This is a genomic window from Proteiniborus sp. DW1 (assembly GCF_900095305.1).
Classification (GTDB): domain Bacteria; phylum Bacillota; class Clostridia; order Tissierellales; family Proteiniboraceae; genus Proteiniborus.
Genome location: NZ_FMDO01000030.1, coordinates 71,036 through 89,656, shown reverse-complemented (window position 1 = coordinate 89,656; position 18,621 = coordinate 71,036). Strand labels below are relative to the sequence as shown.

The 18,621-nt window shown below is 31.6% G+C and carries 15 protein-coding genes and 1 riboswitch; of the genes, 8 read left to right on the top strand and 7 right to left on the bottom strand.

Annotated elements, in window-relative coordinates:
• Window positions 1-74: 74 nt before the first annotated feature.
• From DW1_RS07390 to DW1_RS07380, 3 genes are read right to left on the bottom strand one after another with little or no spacing between them, the layout of a single operon-like run.
• A complete protein-coding gene (locus tag DW1_RS07390) occupies window positions 75-1,481 on the bottom strand; it encodes a peptidoglycan D,D-transpeptidase FtsI family protein (protein WP_074349970.1) in 1,407 nt (468 codons plus the stop codon).
• Window positions 1,453-2,700 carry an FtsW/RodA/SpoVE family cell cycle protein gene (locus DW1_RS07385; protein WP_074350036.1) on the bottom strand — a complete coding sequence of 416 codons (1,248 nt, stop codon included), beginning with the start codon at window positions 2,698-2,700 and terminating at the stop codon, window positions 1,453-1,455. The genes DW1_RS07390 and DW1_RS07385 overlap by 29 nt, the downstream gene beginning before the upstream one ends.
• Window positions 2,701-2,712: 12 nt before the next feature.
• The gene (locus DW1_RS07380) at window positions 2,713-3,144 is read right to left on the bottom strand and encodes an FHA domain-containing protein (RefSeq protein ID WP_074349969.1); all 432 of its coding nucleotides are present in this window, start codon (window positions 3,142-3,144) and stop codon (window positions 2,713-2,715) included.
• A 303-nt stretch (window positions 3,145-3,447) separates the two neighbouring features.
• Here DW1_RS07380 and DW1_RS07375 point away from each other — a divergent pair, with 303 nt between their 5' ends.
• The 5 genes from DW1_RS07375 to DW1_RS07355 all read left to right on the top strand — a co-directional run bounded on the left by DW1_RS07375 (window position 3,448) and on the right by DW1_RS07355 (window position 12,335).
• Complete coding sequence (locus tag DW1_RS07375; RefSeq protein ID WP_074349968.1) at window positions 3,448-3,885, top strand: PspC domain-containing protein; 438 nt, start codon at window positions 3,448-3,450, stop codon at window positions 3,883-3,885.
• The gene (locus DW1_RS07370; protein WP_074349967.1) at window positions 3,872-4,831 is read left to right on the top strand and encodes a LiaI-LiaF-like domain-containing protein; all 960 of its coding nucleotides are present in this window, start codon (window positions 3,872-3,874) and stop codon (window positions 4,829-4,831) included. The genes DW1_RS07375 and DW1_RS07370 overlap by 14 nt, the downstream gene beginning before the upstream one ends.
• A gap of 199 nt (window positions 4,832-5,030) precedes the next feature.
• Window positions 5,031-9,905 (top strand): cytidyltransferase, encoded by a 4,875-nt coding sequence (locus tag DW1_RS07365; RefSeq protein ID WP_074349966.1) that lies wholly within the window; start codon window positions 5,031-5,033, stop codon window positions 9,903-9,905.
• Window positions 9,906-10,035: 130 nt separating this feature from the next.
• Entirely contained in the window at window positions 10,036-11,289 is a 1,254-nt protein-coding gene (locus tag DW1_RS07360; RefSeq protein ID WP_074349965.1) for a Rossmann-fold NAD(P)-binding domain-containing protein, read from the top strand.
• Complete coding sequence (locus DW1_RS07355) at window positions 11,286-12,335, top strand: flavodoxin family protein (protein ID WP_074349964.1); 1,050 nt, start codon at window positions 11,286-11,288, stop codon at window positions 12,333-12,335. Before DW1_RS07360 ends, DW1_RS07355 begins: the two co-directional genes overlap by 4 nt.
• A 143-nt stretch (window positions 12,336-12,478) precedes the next feature.
• Here DW1_RS07355 and DW1_RS07350 read toward each other — a convergent pair whose 3' ends face one another.
• The 3 genes from DW1_RS07350 to DW1_RS07340 all read right to left on the bottom strand — a co-directional run bounded on the left by DW1_RS07350 (window position 12,479) and on the right by DW1_RS07340 (window position 14,425).
• Complete coding sequence (locus DW1_RS07350) at window positions 12,479-12,802, bottom strand: carboxymuconolactone decarboxylase family protein (RefSeq protein ID WP_074349963.1); 324 nt, start codon at window positions 12,800-12,802, stop codon at window positions 12,479-12,481.
• Between the two features lie 87 nt (window positions 12,803-12,889).
• Window positions 12,890-13,672 carry a GTP diphosphokinase gene (locus DW1_RS07345; RefSeq protein WP_074349962.1) on the bottom strand — a complete coding sequence of 261 codons (783 nt, stop codon included), beginning with the start codon at window positions 13,670-13,672 and terminating at the stop codon, window positions 12,890-12,892.
• Window positions 13,673-13,855: 183 nt separating this feature from the next.
• Complete coding sequence (locus DW1_RS07340) at window positions 13,856-14,425, bottom strand: xanthine phosphoribosyltransferase (protein WP_074349961.1); 570 nt, start codon at window positions 14,423-14,425, stop codon at window positions 13,856-13,858.
• 189 nt (window positions 14,426-14,614) lie between these two features.
• On the opposite strand from DW1_RS07340, the gene DW1_RS15915 reads away from it, so the two are divergent.
• Together DW1_RS15915 and DW1_RS07335 are read left to right on the top strand one after the other, a co-directional pair.
• Window positions 14,615-14,740 (top strand): hypothetical protein, encoded by a 126-nt coding sequence (locus DW1_RS15915; RefSeq protein ID WP_278335730.1) that lies wholly within the window; start codon window positions 14,615-14,617, stop codon window positions 14,738-14,740.
• A 166-nt stretch (window positions 14,741-14,906) separates the two neighbouring features.
• Complete coding sequence (locus tag DW1_RS07335; protein WP_074349960.1) at window positions 14,907-15,899, top strand: aspartate-semialdehyde dehydrogenase; 993 nt, start codon at window positions 14,907-14,909, stop codon at window positions 15,897-15,899.
• 116 nt (window positions 15,900-16,015) lie between these two features.
• Here DW1_RS07335 and DW1_RS07330 read toward each other — a convergent pair whose 3' ends face one another.
• Complete coding sequence (locus DW1_RS07330) at window positions 16,016-17,260, bottom strand: M16 family metallopeptidase (RefSeq protein WP_074349959.1); 1,245 nt, start codon at window positions 17,258-17,260, stop codon at window positions 16,016-16,018.
• Window positions 17,261-17,650: 390 nt separating this feature from the next.
• Window positions 17,651-17,783, top strand: a riboswitch (cyclic di-AMP (ydaO/yuaA leader).
• Window positions 17,784-17,789: 6 nt separating this feature from the next.
• On the opposite strand from DW1_RS07330, the gene DW1_RS07325 reads away from it, so the two are divergent.
• On the top strand, window positions 17,790-18,482 hold the full coding sequence (locus DW1_RS07325) for a cell wall hydrolase (protein ID WP_200800487.1): 693 nt from the start codon (window positions 17,790-17,792) through the stop codon (window positions 18,480-18,482).
• The last annotated feature ends 139 nt before the right edge of the window (window positions 18,483-18,621 follow it).

Here is an 18,621-nt window from a genome sequence, read left to right as displayed (position 1 = left end):
AAAAGTTCTCAGTACAAAATTAAAGACAAAAAAGTTAAAGAGACATATCGAAAAGAATCGAAATGTCCCTAATATTACTTACTTAATATTTGTATTGCTCTCTTCATCAAATCCCTAGCTATTGGAGCTGCTTCCACTCCTCCAGTTTTTCCACTGCTTTCAATTACGACTGCTACTGCAACTTTAGGATCATCTGCTGGAGCAAAACCAATAAACCAAGCATGTTCCTTACCGCTTTCATTTTCTGCAGTTCCCGTCTTTCCTGCTACTTGCATATTACTTATTCTAGCATTTTTACCTGTACCTTTTTCCACTACATCAACCATCATTGATTTTAACTGCTCTGCAATTTCAGGAGTAGTGACTTTTGATATAACCTCTGTTCTATACTTTTTTAGAACTCTATTATTACTATCAATTATCTCTTTAACTAAAATTGGTCTCACCATTTCACCTTGATTCCCTATGGCAGAAGCTGCCATTGCCATATTTAAAGGGGTTACAAGTAACCTCCCCTGTCCTATGGCAGATGCCCCTAGTTCTGGTTTAGAAATAATTTTTTCTGGAAAAACAGATTTAGCAGTTCGTAGATCAAATGGAATATTGTTATTAAACATATATCTCTCTGCTACTTTTCTAAGTTTGTCATCACCTATTTCAAGACCTATCTGGCTAAAGGCTGTATTACAAGATTTTGAAAAAGCATCATTTAAATCCACTTCTCCATGTGCTATTCCCCCGTAATCCCTAAGCACATATCCATCTAATTTTATTGAGCCCTTGCAGTTATAAGTTCCATCTGTTTCTCTATTTTCTATGGCTGCTGTGGCTGTAATCAATTTAAATATAGAGCCTGGGGTATACAAACCCATAGTAGCTCTATTGAGCAGTGGACTGTCCTCATTTGACACTATATCTTCCCAATTTTCTTTTAAATTTGATGGGTTAAAGGATGGGCTACTTACCATTGCATATATCTCCCCTGTTTTTGGACTCATCAATACTATGGCACCCTTCCTGTTACCAAGTAGCTCATATGCATACTTTTGAATATCATGTTCTACGGATAAGACGACATTGTTACCTAATGATTCTCCATCAGTTAATATATTCTTCAGCTCTCCTATGGGATTTAAATCATTTAAATCTAGCAGTTCTTTATTATATATGGACTCTATTCCAGATTTACCGTATTCTCTAGAGCTGTACCCAATTATATGACTATATATTGGACCATATTTATATTCTCTTATCTGTCCCTTATCTGTATCTATGCTATGCACTAATACAGCTCCTTTTCTATCAGTAATCTCTCCCCTTAGTATATTTTCTTCATCCATCCATTGTCGCTTGTTGTAGCTATTAGTTACAATCTTATCTGCTGTAAATATTTGAAAATAGCTAATGTATAAAACTAAGGCTATGAACAACCCACATAAAGAAATGAGTATTCTAATTATCCTCTTGGACTCTATGTTCATCTTCTTCCTCCTGTTCTAAATCAATTTCTTCAGAAGTCACCTGCAAAATCCCAAGAGCAACAAAGCTTGATACTAGAGAACTCCCACCATAGCTTACAAAAGGTAAAGTAATACCAGTTAAGGGAATCATTTTAGTAACTCCTCCTAGTATAATGAAAGCTTGATATCCAAACATTAGGGTTATACCTAAAGCAATAATCCTATAGAATAGATGTTGTTGCTGTAAAGCAATTTTTACACCTCTATATACAATAATCATAAAAAGGAAAATCACTGCTATACCAGTAAATATCCCCATCTCTTCACATATTGCAGAAAAAATAAAGTCGTTATGAACCTCTGGAATAAATTCTGGATGTCCAAGTCCAATTCCTGTACCGAAAAACCCTCCTGATGCAATTGCGAAGAGTGATTGTGTGATTTGATATCCTTTGCCTCCAATATCTGTCCACGGGTTTAACCATGTCTCTACTCTGACTCTAACATGGTTAAACATAAAGTATCCGAAAACACCTAAGACCATTGCACCTACAATGTTATAGAATATTAGCCTTCTATCCTCCTCATAAACGTATAAAATTGACATAAATAACATGAAAAATAACAAGGCAGTTCCCAGATCCTTCTGAATAAATAAAAAGCCTATATGTGCATAAACGACAGCTAAAAAAATTAGACTGTTATTGTATTTTTCTTTGTTTACATAATATGAAGCCAAAGAGAAAATAAATAGTATCTTAATCATCTCTGCAGGTTGGAAGCTGAAACCATAAATTTTTATCCAGTTTATAGCTCCTTTATTTTTAGTTCCAAGGATTAAGGTAGCTAAGAATAAAACTAAAGACATACCTAAATACAGGTAAAGTAATTTATCCCAACGCTTTATACTTTTAAAGACAAAATAGGATATGAAGAATAAAATGATTCCTATTCCAAACCAAATAACCTGTTTAAATCCAAGTGCAGGGTTTATTCTATAAATCATAATAATCCCTATGCTAATAAGCATAGTAACTATTAAAAAAATATACGTATCTCCACTGGAAATCTTATACAATACGATGCTAGATGAGAAAATAACAACTGTTAAGGCTAGTGCTGAATATAATATGATTTTATCAACATCAGTATTAAAAGTCATTAAAAGCAATAGAGCCAAAATATTTATAATCATTAAAAGACTCTGAGGTGACCTAAACCCAAGTAGTTTCTTTGTCATTGCAAACACTCCTTATTCTCCTTCTATGAAAAGGAACTCTACCTGTCCAAACTTAATTCTGTCACCATCTTTAAGTTTCACAACATCTAATACCCTTGTATCATTTATTAAGGTTCCATTAGCACTTTCTAAATCTTCTAAAAAGTATTCATCTTCATCAAGAATAATTCTAGCATGATTTTTTGAAATATATGGATCCCTTAAGATAATATCATTTTGAGTTCCTCTTCCAATTGAGACGTCATCTCCTAGTATATATACTTCTTTTATTTTAAAAGGTAATGTATCTTTTCTATTCAATAGCTTTAGATATGAGCTTCCATCACTTATAGCACCACCCATACTTTTAATGTCAAGATAAATCATTCTAATTATTATTATCATAAATAGATAGATTAAAAATATAAAAATATATCTAAACACTAATGAAAGTATAGTAAACACAGAATCACCACCATAAATGATATTATATCTATGATAATAGCCTATCACAAACTATAGATATTTAAAATACTAAATTATATATGCTATTCAACTCCCTTGTTTCGCTATTACACAGCTTTATACTAGTTATTATTACCCCAAAAAGAATTATGTGTCATTTAATTGCTGAGTTTAAAAATTATTTATCATATAATGAAGTATGTTGCAATAACTCTACGTCTTATATCTATATCAATACTAATACTATATTAGGTAATAATATTTTCTGCATAAGAGTATTTTATAAAGGAAAGGAGAAATCAAATGAGTAGGCAGCTTTATCGTTCGCAAGAAAATAAAGTTATTGGAGGAGTTTGTGGAGGACTAGCAGATTACCTTGATGTTGATCCTGTAATTATAAGATTAGTCTGTGTTTTATTGTTCTTTACCAAGGCAATTGGAATTATTGCATATATTGTTTGTATGATTATTATTCCAGAAGCTCCTTATAGCTACTATAATAGAAAAGAAACTACTTTTGATGGAGGTTATACCTCTGAATATACTTATGATAATAATCCTACAAACAGAGATGAAAAGAACAATATGATCCTAGGAATTGGATTAATAGCATTAGGGACTTTTATTTTTGCAAAGAAGTTCTTATACTGGTTAGATTTTGTTAACTTTGGTGGAATCATACTTGTTTTAGCTGGCTTATATATAATAGTCAATGGGAGGAATTTCAATGAAAAGAAATAATTTTATTTTTGGAGGAATTCTGGTTTTTATCGGCATATTTTTGCTGCTTTATAATCTAGACCTAATCAGGTGGTCAATACTTGAAGTGGCCTTTGATTTGTGGCCCCTAATCTTAATCGCAGCAGGTGCTTCTATAGTATTTAACGATAAGAGAACTATAAAAACTCTAGTATGGATTGGCTTTTTTGTAATAGTCATCGCTTATGGTTTTTATTTGCAATATAAAGACTATCAAACAAATATAAGTAAAAACTCTAACATAAACATAGATCTCAATGCTGATTTCAATGCAAGTTCTAATTCTAATAGCAATAAGAGATCTTCTAGAAATATAACATACCAGCTTGATGATAAAACAAAAAAAGCTTCTCTTGATCTAGAACTAGGTGAAGTTGATTTGGAAATTGACTCTGCATCTGATATGAACTTACTTGATGGATATATAGAAAGTCAACATGTTAATAATAGTATTGACTATTCTAATAGTGGTGAGAAAGCTAGAATTGTTATAAGAGAAAAAAATAATAAAATTAATCTAAGAGGAAACAAAGGATATAAAAGTAATTTTACTCTTTCTGACAAGGTGCTTTGGGATATAGAAGGTGACATTGGTGTAGTTAATGGAAATATAGATTTTAGAGACCTTAGAGTAAATAAATTAGACTTAGATTTTGGTGCTGGTGATATAAACCTATTATTAGGAAACAATGTTGAAAATCTAAAAGTAGATATTGATGCTGGAGCTACAAACATCAATATCTCTGTTCCAAAAGACTTAGGAGTAAGAGTCAAACTGGATGGAGCCTTAAAACACAGTAACCTTAATGATTTAAACTGGAAAAAAGAAAATGGCTGGTACATCTCCCCTAATTACGAAAACTCTGTATCAAAAGCTAGTATTGAAGTTGATATGGGAGTAGGAAATTTTGAATTAAAGGTTGAGTAAACAGATTTCTAAAATCTCTTATTTCTTGTAAGTTGCTCATATGATGACCTAGTACTTGTATGTTTCAAGCGCTAGGTCATTCTTATGTAATTTTATATATAATAACGCTTAAAAAATAGCAGCCTTATTTACTATAGTTCTAAACAATGGTAAAATAAAGAAACACAGTAAATATTATTTCTAGTCAAAGGAGGTTTTTATGATCAAGTCATTGGTTCAAAAACTACATAATAAATTAGTAAGAGCCTTAATGAATGAAAAATTTTTGACTGAACTTTCACTAGATGCAAAAATAGTTAGTGATAATATATTAAAGGATTCTTTCATAGATAATCTGGAGAAAATGATTAAAGAAAAAGACTTTAGTTGTCAGGCTGTTTTAAGCCTTTGTGAAAACCTTCTCATACAAATATTCGGTACTAAGCCTCCCCACAACCTATTATATTATGTCTATCAATTTAGTCTAAATAAGTCATTTCCTAATGCTATCGATATAGATGTAGACCCTAAATATAACCCTGTCATAATTTTCTATCTTAAGGCTCTTAGGGTAGTATTTGAGTTTGAAAAAAACATGAGTACAAGTACCTGTCAAAGCAAATATCCTCTAATCTTTCTCAGTTCTGAGGAAGAAAAAAAGTCTGCAAGCTTAGCTGAATATAGACAGTTTAAAAATGTATTTAATAATCTCTATGTTTATGAAATGATGAAGCTCCATCAGGAAATCACTAACCACAATACTCTTGACCATATTTGTGGAGTTCATTATTTAGCACTATTCATAGGTAGACAGATTAAAGAGATAAGTCTTCCAATTGACCTTTGCAAATTATCTGGCGCAGCAGCAGGACATGATATAGGTAAATTTGGCTGTAGCAGAAGTGAATATCAAAGAGTTCCTTATCTACACTATTACTACACTGATGTATGGTTTAAGAAACACAATTTACCCTACATAGGACATATAGCTACCTATCATTCTACATGGGATTTAGAGCTAGAAAATCTACCAATTGAATCTCTCGTTTTGATATATTCAGACTTTAGAGTTAAGAATAAAGAATTACCTGATGGTAGTAGAATCATGCATATCTATTCACTTGAGGAATCCTTTGATATTATATTGAACAAGCTAGATAATGTGGATTTGAAAAAAGAAAAAAGATACAAAAGAGTATATTCGAAGCTTAAGGATTTTGAAAACTTTATAATTGATGCCGGAGTAAATGTTGACTTAGATGGAGTTAAGTTGACTAGCAAAAGTAAGAAGCACGTTTCACTTATGCAGGGAAAAGAAATAATAGATAATATTAAATACAAAGCTATTGAGCATAACATTCATGTGATGAATATATTTAGAAACGAAACTTCATTAAATACTATTCTGGAAATGGCTGCAAGCGAAACTGACTGGAAAAAACTTCGAGGTTATATTAATATTTTCGAAGAATACTCTACTTTTTTAACTCAAAGGCAAAAACTAATTACTCTTAACTTTCTTTATGACTTTTTAACTCACAAGGAAGAGGATGTTAGAAAGCAATGTGCACAATTAATAGGTAAATTCATAGCACTATTCGATGAAGTGTATAGAAAAGAAGTACCTGATGATGTAAATATAGAGTCACCAGAAATAACTAGTAGCATGCTTCTAGCTAAGTATGTTAGCTTATTCCTATGTCCTGACCATAAAATAATTGAAACACACAGAAAATGGATAGGATTATGCTTAGAAGATATGATAGGATCACTCTTTAAACACTGTAGCGAAGATCAAGGAAGGAACTTTACCGATGTAATGCTGAACTATTATGATACTGCTTACAGTCTTGAAGATGATGCTATTCTTTATCTAATTCAAACTATAAAATATATACCTTTTAGCAAATATAAAGAGTTAGAGTGTCATAAGGTACTTGGATTTGTTGAAAGAATGAGTAATAGCTATAACTTAGATATTGAACTATCTGCCCTTGAAGGCATATATTATCTTTCTTCTCAAATCAACAATGGTTTTGATAAAATAATCATTAATCTAACTGATAATGCTAATTACCCAGATATTGTTCCGATAAATTTTCTAAAATATAAAATATCTAAAGTACTAAGTTTTGAGGATAAAACTAAAGCCTTATTTAGGAGCTATTTCCTTGATGATCATGCAAGAGTTTCAGATACTTTTCTAAAGAATTTAAAAACTGCTACAAGCTGGGTAATCAAGAAAATATCTATTGATTTTCTTCTTGAACTTGGGCTGGAATTTCCAAGAGAAAATGGACTTCATACAGCCATGCATTACTGTAACTTAATTAAAGTAAGTGCTACTGAGAGTGTGAGGACACGTGCTGGTCAAGCATTACTTAAGCTTTTCCCTCATCTTAGTTTAGTTGAGAGAAATGACGTAAGTGTTGAACTTTTGCGTGCTCTTGAAATGCAGGATTTTCAGTTTACCAAGTACATCCCTCCCTATTTGGGAAAGATGCTTTTATATTTGCACCCTGTAGAATTAGATGAAGTAATCGAGGATTTTATCGAAAAAGTTAAACAATCTAGCCCTCAAGTCACTTTTCTACTGCTCAGAACCATAGGAAGTGCCATAGAAAATTATCCACAATACAGGGAAAGATTTGATGAGGATATAGAAAAAAATCAGCAAAGACTCAAAAAAATGCTGGGAATATTGTTAAATGGACTTGCTAACTATGACTATCAAATTAGTCATGAAGCCTTTAGAGTAATAGGTAAGGAAATACTTGGTTCACCTGTACTTCCATTAAAAGAAAAAGGAAAGATTTTCGAGCTTATTTTGAAGAAGCTACTTACTCTATTAGTAGAAATTGATAAAGATAAGCTTGCTTTTTTAAACAATTCAGCAGCATTAAATCACGTATATAGATTTATATCAGATTATGTGTTCTATTATGGGAGCTTTGAAATTAAGCATAATCCCAATGTGGCATTTTTCCCAGGGACTTTTGATCCCTTTTCTTTGAGTCACAAAGAGATAGCATTGGCAATAAGAAATCTAGGATTTGATGTATATTTAGCTGTTGATGAGTTTTCATGGTCTAAAATGACTCAGCCAAATCTATTAAGACGTGAAATTATAAATATATCCATAGCCGATGAATTAGGAATCTACCTGTTTCCAGAGGATATTCAGATTAATATAGCAAATAATAGAGATTTGAAGGCATTGAAAGAGTGTTTTTCAAACTCTAGTATTCATATAGTAGTTGGAAGTGATGTAATACTAAATGCTTCTAGCTACAAAAATGAACAAGCTGAGGATTCAATACATACCTTCCCTCATATTATCTTCGATAGAAGAAGTATAGTTTCTGCAGAACATGATGATAAAAAGCTAGAGGAAGCAATTCAGAACATTAGAGGAAAAATAATTAGGCTATCACTTCCTCCTCAATATGAAGACATAAGTTCAACTCAAATTAGAACATATATAGATGAAGACAGGGATATCTCTCAACTTATAGACCCTCTGGCACAGAAATATATCTATGAATATGGTGTATATAGGAGAGAACCTCAATATAAGACATTACTCCAAACTACTTCTCTTGACATTAAAATAGTTGAGCATATTGACACTGATCTGTTATCAAAACTATGCCAAGTATTTTTTAATGATGATAAAATTGCCTTCAGTAAGTTATCTAGCTTAAAGTCAAAGATTAGTCCTCGTATAATATTAGTAAAAGATAGTAACAACGGAAATATCCTAGGATTTTCTATGTTTCATTGGATCAAATCAGGAATGTTCTTTAGAGAATTCGGAAATCATGAAGTATCTGATTATCTAAGACAAGATGCTATAGGTAGGGTTTTGTTAATAGATGGAATATATATTGATAATTCATCAAAATACAAAAATTTAAACCAAATCTTGCTTACAGAAACCCTTGCATTGTGCCTTTCAGAAGACTATACTTATGCTGTTTTTAAAAGCTGTATAGGCTCGTATTTGGCAAAGGATTTATATGAAACACTTGAACTTCAAGGATTTCAGCTAGTACCTTTTTGTGAAAAAGATAAGCCTATATATAAGGTAAACATGACTAACCCTTGCACCTTATATCTTAATATCGAAACTGTAATTAAAGACCCTTTTAAGAGCAATGAAAGTGTTTTAAACTCAATAAGAAAAGCAAGAAAAAAGCTTCAATTAGCATTGACTAAGCTTTATCCAGGCAACTTATTACTATCATTTGATATGGAAATTTTGCATAAAAAGTTAATTCACAAGATTTGTAAAACTAACGATGTCCCAGTAAAAGTAATAGAACCTAAAACCCTCGGAACCTTAATGTGTGTCCCCTTTGGTTCTATATTAAAAGGCTCAATAGTCCCTAATACTGTTACTAAATCAATGCATACTGAAAAGCAATTTGAACCAGATTTACAAAGCTCAACCATTGTACCTTCTAGATATCATATGAGCTTAGAAAATCAGATTAAATTACTGCGTTCCTTCAATAGAGCTGTGATATTGATTGATGATTTGCTTCACAAGGGGTATAGGATGAAAGCCATTGGTCCTCTTCTTAAACAAGAAGGCATAACTGTAGATAAGACAATAGTAGGTATTCTTTCTGGTAGAGGAAAAGAATTTGCTGATGCTAGCGAAACTCAAGTAGACTCTGCATATTTTATTCCTAACCTAAGAGTATGGTTTGATGAAAGTCAGCTATATCCTTTTATGGGAGGAGATTCTGTACGAACAGGAGATCAGCCCAAAAGATACATGATTCCTTCTATCAACTTAATAATGCCCTATATGTTTCCTAATTTCATTAAAAATGCTTCTGAAGAATCTATTATTAAGTTATCAGAAACTTGTATACTAAATTCCATTGATATATTGCAAACTATTGAGAGAGAATATTTATTAAAAGAGGAAAAAAATTTGACTCTTAAACATTTAGGTGAAGTATTCATAACTCCTAGATGTCCTGAGCTAGGTAGGTTTATAGAATATGACTTAAATATTAAGCCTTCTGAATATTTGAAAAATGACATTTTGCGGTTAAATAGAATTAAGGATATAGTGAGATGATAAGAATATACTTCAGTGCAAGTTGCTTAACGGATTTTTGTCTTACATTCTCTAAGAATTATGATTTAAATCTAAAGTTCGATTATTATATATGTCCTTAAAGTATCTTAATAGATTAAGGAGGGGTTTGATGTTTTTCTATAAGATAAAGGATAAAGTTGCTTTTTCTTTTAATAGATATGATGAATTTAATGAGATTTCTGAAAGTGAAGCAATAGAAGCATTAAATGAAAAGGATTTAATATATTTTCTCACAGCTTTAGACCCTAAATCTTCGAGGAGAAGCTTCGCTATTTCCGATCACTCGCTGTTATTTTTAACAAAAGAAGATTTAAGCTTATTAGCTAGCCCGGAAGACAAGAATTATGAGATAAGAGACTGGATACTTTCTAAAATTAATTTTAGGAAGATTATGGCTATAAATACAAGCTATCATAACTGGAAAAGTGTATTAGAGCATGATCCTCCTGTTAAGTGGAAAATAAACCTAGCTGGATTAGGAGATGTTGGGGGAACTCTTCTAACTGGACTTCGTCTATTGGGCGGAAGTTGTATATCTGAAATTGGGATATATTCAAGATCAATAGAATCTGTTACTAGATGGGAGCTAGAGGCAAACCAGATATTAGATCCCTTCTGTGGTGAAGATTACCCTATTATAAGAGGTATATCAGAAGAAGAGTTGTTTAACTGTCATATGTTTGTATTTTGTGCTTCAAAGAATGTACCTAAGGTAGGAGAAAATGTTGGAGATGTGAGACTTTATCAACTAGATAGCAATTCAAAAATCATTAAACAATATGCTCTTATGGCAAGGGAAAATAACTTCAACGGAATATTCGCTGTTGTATCTGATCCTGTAGACCTGCTATGTAAGGTTGCACTTATAGAAAGTAATAAAAGCCCTCAAGGAATTATGGACTATAAAGGGCTAGCACCTGAACAAATAAGAGGATATGGACTTGGTGTAATGACTGCTAGGGCAGCATATTATGCTTCTAAAAATCCTAAGACAGTATCTTTTATTAATGAAGGTAGAGCCTTTGGTCCACATGGACAGGGACTAGTCATAGCTAATAGCATAGAGAACTATGATGATGAACTATCTGATTACCTGACTGAAAAGACACTAAAGGCAAATCTAGAGGTTAGAAAAGCAGGATATAAGCCCTTTATTGCACCTGCTCTATCTTCTGGCACCCTATCTATAATAAATACTATAAAGGGCAATTGGCATTATAGTGCTACTTTTATAGGTGGAGTATATATGGGAGCTAAGAATAGATTAACCCCCTCGGGTACAGAGCTTGAACGATTAAATCTTCCCCAATCTTTATATAAAAAATTAGAAGCAACCTTTGAAAGGCTGGCGAAAACTATATGAACGACCTCTATTTAGTAGTTCCTGAGAAGCCTTCAGATATTCTTGCTAAGATGATTGATGCAGTCACTGAAGGCTGGAATTCAATTATTATTAAAGATGAACGTAATATTCCTGACCTAAGAAATAAGAAAATTATTTTTGCAGTGGAACTTAACAATGCAGGTATAAGCTTAGGTTTAGACAAAATACTTACAGAAATATTTAATAGAGGAAGGCATGGATTATCTGGCTCTATAGGAGGAGTTTTAGTGCATAGTAATACTGAGTTGTTTACTAAAACTGTTGCACAAAATGTTATTTTCTTGACTAACCAGCTTGGGCTAAGTTTTCCTGGGAGGCCTTTAGTAGAAGCAACGGGCTCCTTAAGAAACTTCTTGACTATGCAGAAGATATCTAATAAGCCTTTAATAGATGTGTGCATTGAAAGCTGTAAGGACCTAGGTAATAGATTAAGAAAGTATAGACCTCTACTTCTTGAGAATCCAAATATCCTAGTTCTTCATGCTAGCAATAGGGCTACTTCAAATTCATTAATGCTTTGGGATATGGTTAAAGGGAACTTAAAAAACTATGCAATAAGAGAGATAAATATAGAAAATGGTACAGTTAAGGATTGTATCGGTTGTCCTTATAAGATATGCAAACATTATGGACAGCAAACTAGCTGTTTTTATGGAGGGATTATGGTTGAAGAAGTCTATCCAGCTATACTTGAATCAGATATAGTTATTTGGATTTGCCCTAACTATAATGATGCAATCTCTGCAAATCTTTCTGCTGTAATCAACAGATTAACAGCACTATTTAGAAAAACTAAGTTTTATAATAAATATTTTTATAGTATCATTGTTTCAGGAAATTCAGGCGGCGATTCAGTTGCTAAGCAATTAATCAGTGCACTAAATATAAATAAAACCTTTAGACTACCACCTTACTTCTCTCTTATGGCTACTGCTAATGACAAAGGGGCTATTCTAGAACTGCTAAATATCGAAAAATATGCTAGAGAATTTGCTATGAATATAAAGAATAATATTGGTAAATAGTTATAAAATAAAAATTTTTATGAAAGCATAAAACTCAAAAAAACTTCTCTTGAAACTCATCAATGGAAAGCTCTTGATTATAAGGATTGCAAGATAGATTTTTTATGGATCATAACAATGACGGCTATTCATAGCCGTTATTGTTATAATCCATTCTCATCAAGCTCTTCTCTTAAACACATAAGTGCTTCCATAAATGCAGGAAAACCTGCTGTTGGTGCTACTAACATAAGTGCATGCTCGATTTCGTCCCTTGTACATCCACTTTTCAGAGCTTTTCTAATATGGGTTCTTACAGAATAGTGATGTTTACATGCAGCTGAGATTGCTACTTTGATTAGCCAACGAGTCTTCTCATCAAGAGGCCCTCCATCATTATGTACCTTTTGTCCATAATTCTCATATGCTTCGTATATATCTCCATACTTATCTAAGAAATACTTAAGATTCTTTTCTATTCTATCCATGGCTATTCCCCCAACACATATTATATTTTGCAAATATATTACCCTATTAGCAAAAAATTAATCAAGCCATGGAAAGTTAATTTTCAATTAAAGCATTTCATCTAGTTCCTTGCTAAACTTTCTTAATTCAGATACACTACCATGTTCTTGAAGTACAAGAAATCTCTCTTGAATCCCCTCAATTTCCTTAATCTTACCAGTGAAATATAGATTTTGAATTTTTTTCAGTATATCAACAATTAGTGATGATTTTAACTGAAAGATTTCTTGAGCATCTGTAATTTCATCCTTAATTTCTGACATTTCTTGATCAAGTAAAAATGCTGCCTCAGCCGCATTTTTCAATCTTTCCTTTACATCCTCTGGTATTTTTCTAGAGAATTTGTAATTCAATGAATGCTCTATAGTCGCCCAAAAGTTCATAGCCAATGTTCTAATTTGAATCTCAGCTAGTATCTCCTTTTCACCAAATACAGTATGCACCATATATTTGATAATAATATGATAACTCCTATATCCACTTTCTTTAATATTAGTTATGTAGTCTCTTTCTTCTACAATTTTCAAATCCTTACCATCTCTACTTCTTATTAACTGAACTACTTTTTCAATATCGTCTACTAGTTGACACATTATACGTATTCCTGCAATATCCTCTATTTCTTCTTCTACTCTTTCTAGTGGTACATTTCTTCTTCTTGCTTTGTCTATAATACTTGAAATGGCTTTTACTCTACCCGTGACAAATTCAATAGGAGAGTATTCATCTAATCTTCTATACTCATTTCTTATTCCTTTAAACTTGACCTTAAGCTCTTCTACAGCTTGTTCATATGGTATCAAAAGTCTTTCCCAATAAAACATCATAATATATCCCCTGCCTTCTGCCTTATTATTTGCAATATATAAAGCATATTCTAACCAGCAAATACTAAATATTTATTACATAGACCTAAAAATATTATACTACTTTTGAGATAAATAAATCAACTAGACTCATAATAGTATAATAATTGATTGAAATAGAAAAAACCAGAAAATCTCTGGTTTTTTCTATCTAAACTTTACTTTATCTCCATCAAATGAATCTATAATTACTAGTGATTTTAGATTAACACCCTGTTCTCTTAGGAGCTTTCCTCCATCTTGGAAGCCCTTTTCTATTACTATACCAATTCCCTCTAGAGTAGCCCCACCTTTATTAATAATATCCATAAGACCTAATGCAGCCTGTGCATTTGCTAAAAAATCATCAATAATAAGAATATGATCATCTGGTTTAATATATTTTTTTGATACCTTAATCTTATAGGTTCTCCCCTTGGTATATGAGTAAACATCACTTTCATAAGTTTCCTTATCAAGATTCTTTGTTGCAATCTTCTTAGCAAACACTACTGGAACATTGAAATACTGGGCAGTAATACTTGCTATAGCTATGCCTGATGTTTCAAGTGTTAGTATTTTTGTTATCTTTCTATCATCAAAAAGTCTTTTAAATTCTTTTCCTACCTCATTTAGAAACTTAATGTCTAATTGATGATTTAGAAAACTGTCAACCTTTAAAATATTCCCTTCTTCTACACTACCTTCTTCTAATATCTTTTTCTTTAGCTGTTCCATCTCTTTTCCTCCCTTACTATAAGTTCATATAAAATTAAGCTTTATTGATATGCTTAGTACCTTAAGGTTATTATTAAAATAATAACATAAATGGCATTTATATAAAAGTGTTTTAAAAATATTATTTGCACCAAAAAAAGACTTCAGCATAATATAACATATATAATTTTATATTAGGAGGTTTGGTGCATGACAGAAAACAAAGGTCTATTTGGCGGATTATTAGGTGGTGAATCTGAGGATAGTCTAATATTCATTATACTAATAATATTAGTAATATTCTTTTTATTCGGAGGCGGATTCGGAAAGTATTAATCTTTATTAAGCAAATGATAGGACTATATAAGTCCTTTCTTTAATTTAATTTTTAAAAAAACTTTTATAATCTAAAAACATACAATATATTAGTCATGAACAGTAAGTGTAATTAGATTTATAAGCGTTATATTATAATGCTAATTATTTTGGAGGTGGTTCATACTTGAAAAAGTTTAATGTAGCTATTGTAGGTGCTACTGGTATGGTGGGTAGAGCATTTCTAAAAATACTTGAAGAAAGAAAATTTCCAATAAATAATTTATACCTTTATGCTTCTGCTAAATCTAGAAACAAAAAATTAAAATATGAAAATAAAGAATATATTGTAGAAGAATTAAAGAATAGTTCATTTAATAGGGATATAGATATTGCACTTTTCTCTGCTGGTGGTGAAATAAGCAAAAAATATGCTCCTATTGCAAAAGAAAAAGGAGTTATTGTAATAGATAACAGTAGTGCATGGAGAATGGATAAGGACGTTCCTCTTATAATACCTGAGGTAAACCCGCAAGATATAACATGGCATAATGGAATTATTTCAAATCCTAATTGTTCCACAATTCAAGTAGTGGTTCCTTTGAAACCACTTCACGACACATATAAGATAAAGAGAGTAGTATGTTCAACTTATCAAGCAGTATCTGGTTCAGGTGTTGGAGGTATTAATGATTTAGAAAATGGAATGAAGGGATTAGAACATACTAAGTATCCTCACCCTATTGCATACAATTGCTTACCTCACATAGATATCTTCATGGAAAATGGCTATACTAAGGAAGAAAGGAAGATGATTGAAGAAACTAAAAAAATATTGAATGATTATACTTTAAAAATAACTACCACAACTGTTAGAGTCCCAGTAAAAAATTGCCATAGTGCTTCTGTAAATATTGAATTTGAAAGAAGCTTTGAAATAGATGATATATTTAAAATCCTAAATGAGAGCAAAGGAATTATAGTCCAGGATGATGTTAAAAATAACATTTATCCAATGCCCTTAACCGCAGATGGAACAGATCAAGTATATGTTGGTAGAATTAGGAGAGATTTTAGTGTTGAAAATGGATTGAATCTTTGGGTAGTTGCTGACAACATCAGAAAAGGTGCTGCTACAAATGCAGTTCAGATAGCTGAATTAATTACAAAAAAACTATAAATATTTGGGCTGGCTATGCCAGCCTTATATATTCTAACACACATATGGAACTATAGATTTAACAGTATATACCTATTTTTATATAATCTGATTGTAGTTAAAGCCTAGGATTTTCATTATCTTTTATTGAGTAGCATGTGAATAGTAGCTCCATTTAAAACTTTTCCAGCTACTTTATATACATCTTCTGCTTTTATATTATTTAAGGCCTCTAAATCCTCTGAAAAGCCATCTATCCTTCTATTCATTAGCATCTGGTGGAGTACATAGTTGCACAAACCTTCTGAGTCCTCAAGAATTGATGCTATTCCAGTTTTCATAGCTTTTTTCATTAGACTTATGTTTCTCTCATCTATGACTATATGCTTGTTTACAATGTTTTTAATACAATTATCTATCGTTTCTTTAGCCTCCAAAATATCATCCTCAGATGCAGAACAATAAATATATAAGGTTTTTATATAATCAGTTACATCTATTTCTGAATAAACATCATAAGATATTCCTTTATCTTCTCTTAAAGCCCTAAAAAGAATGGAGTTTGCGCTTTTACCAAGCTTATGGTTAAGAATCTCTAGTGCAAGTTCTTCATCTCTAGTTAGGTCATAAAAGGTGTATAGGTACACAATGGTATTCTGCTCTATCTCTTTTTTATATGAGATAACCTCTATACTTCGGTTCTTTTCAGTTAATATCTTTTTCTTTTTTAGTACTTTCCTTTTCCATAAACTAAAATACTTCTTAACCATTTCAATAACTTCCTCATGAGCTAATGAAGACACTATGCTTATTACAGTATTATTGGGAATATAGTACTGTTCATAAAAAGATACTATTTTTTCTCTAGTAACATTTTTAATGATACTTTCTTTACCTAATATATCATATCTTAGTGGGCTTTTCTCGAAACCTACACTATTTACCCTACTATAACTATAATGCTCTACATCATCATAACCACTTCTAAACTCTGCTAGGATAACTCCTCTTTCTTTTTCTATTTCTTTGGAAGGAAAAGTAGAGTTTATTACCATATCTGATAATATCTCCAAGGATTTTTCTAACTCCTGAAGAAGTGCAGTTATTGAAAAAACAGTAGATGTATATGTTGTATAAGCATTATATGAACCTGCCCTATCTTCTAAATCTTGATCTATATCAATATTAGTTCTTGTTTTGGTTCCTTTAAAAAGCATATGCTCAATAAAATGACAAAGTCCCTTTTCATTCTCCTCTTCATTAACAGCACCTACATCAATTCCTAAGTGAATAGAACAAAGCTCTGTATCTTTTTTTATAGAGACTACCCTTAAGCCATTATCTAGGATTTGATCCTTCCAATCAAAAAATTGTTTATTCATTTTTTTAAACTCCTAATCTAATAAAAGAAAATTTTTTTGCTGTTCTAAGTTTATATATTTAAACTCATTACCTAAGATATTATAAATGATTTTAATACAATTTCATAGTCAAAATAGACTTAAATTACTAAAAAACTGTATGCTAATACTCATACGATTTAATCCAATTCTTTTCTTCCTTTCAAATAGAAAATTCAGCTAAAATAACCTACTAATATAAACTTCTTGTCTTAAAGTAATCATATATCCAATTACATTGTCAATCTATTTATATATTAACGCTTACTCCTATTAATAGTGGTTTAATATGGCCTAATATGTAATTTGTTCTAATCTTGAATAAAGGTTGACATAACTTTTTTGGACCTATATAATAACTTTATGCCCAAAACACTATGCTTGCTGAATCCTATATATTTAGGTACGGAGGAACCATTAAAGGGGTTAATCTATGAGTCTCATAGTAGGGAGCCTTCTATCCCGAACCCGTCAGCTAACTTCGGAAGCAAAATAGGAAGGAGTGTTTTCAATGAAAATACGTAAAAGAGGAATTGTAGTATTAATTTTAGTAATAGTATTAATCTTACTGAACATAACAAGTGTCTTTGCTACTGAAAATTATACAGTTTTAAAGTTTAGGAGCAGGGGGCCAGAAGTATCTAAATTACAACAGACTTTAAATAATAAAGGCTTCTGGGCTGGAAATGTTGATGGTATCTTCGGTCCCAGAACTGAAAAAGCAGTTATTGAGTTTCAAAAAGCTAACAAGATACTCATTGATGGAATTGCAGGTAGACAAACTCAATCATTATTGTATAGAACTTCAGCTTCACGTGGGACAAACTCTGGTAGCAGTAACACAGACTTATATTGGCTTTCTCGTATTATCCATGCAGAAGCTGGTGGGGAGCCATATAGAGGGAAAGTAGCTGTAGGAAATGTTGTCCTAAACAGAGTGGCTTCAAGTGATTTCCCTAACACGATAAAGGGCGTAATATTCGAATACTATAAAGGTATTCCTCAATTTAGCCCAGTAGAAGATGGAACTATCTACAATAGCCCATCGGAAGAAAGTATACAAGTAGCAAAAGATGCTCTAAATGGTGTTAAGCCAGTAGGAGCTTCAACTTACTTTTTCAATCCAGATAAAGCAGCAGGTAAATGGATTATAAATAACAAGACATATGTAACACGTATCGGTGGACACGTGTTTTACAAATAGTAAGATTAATAAATAAGTGACAAGAGTACACTCTCCTGTCACTTATTTACATAATTTCAAGTACTACCTGACAATGTTCACTGTCCATAATATCATAATGGACCTGTGCATCTATCAGTTTGTCCTTTAATCTTTCAGT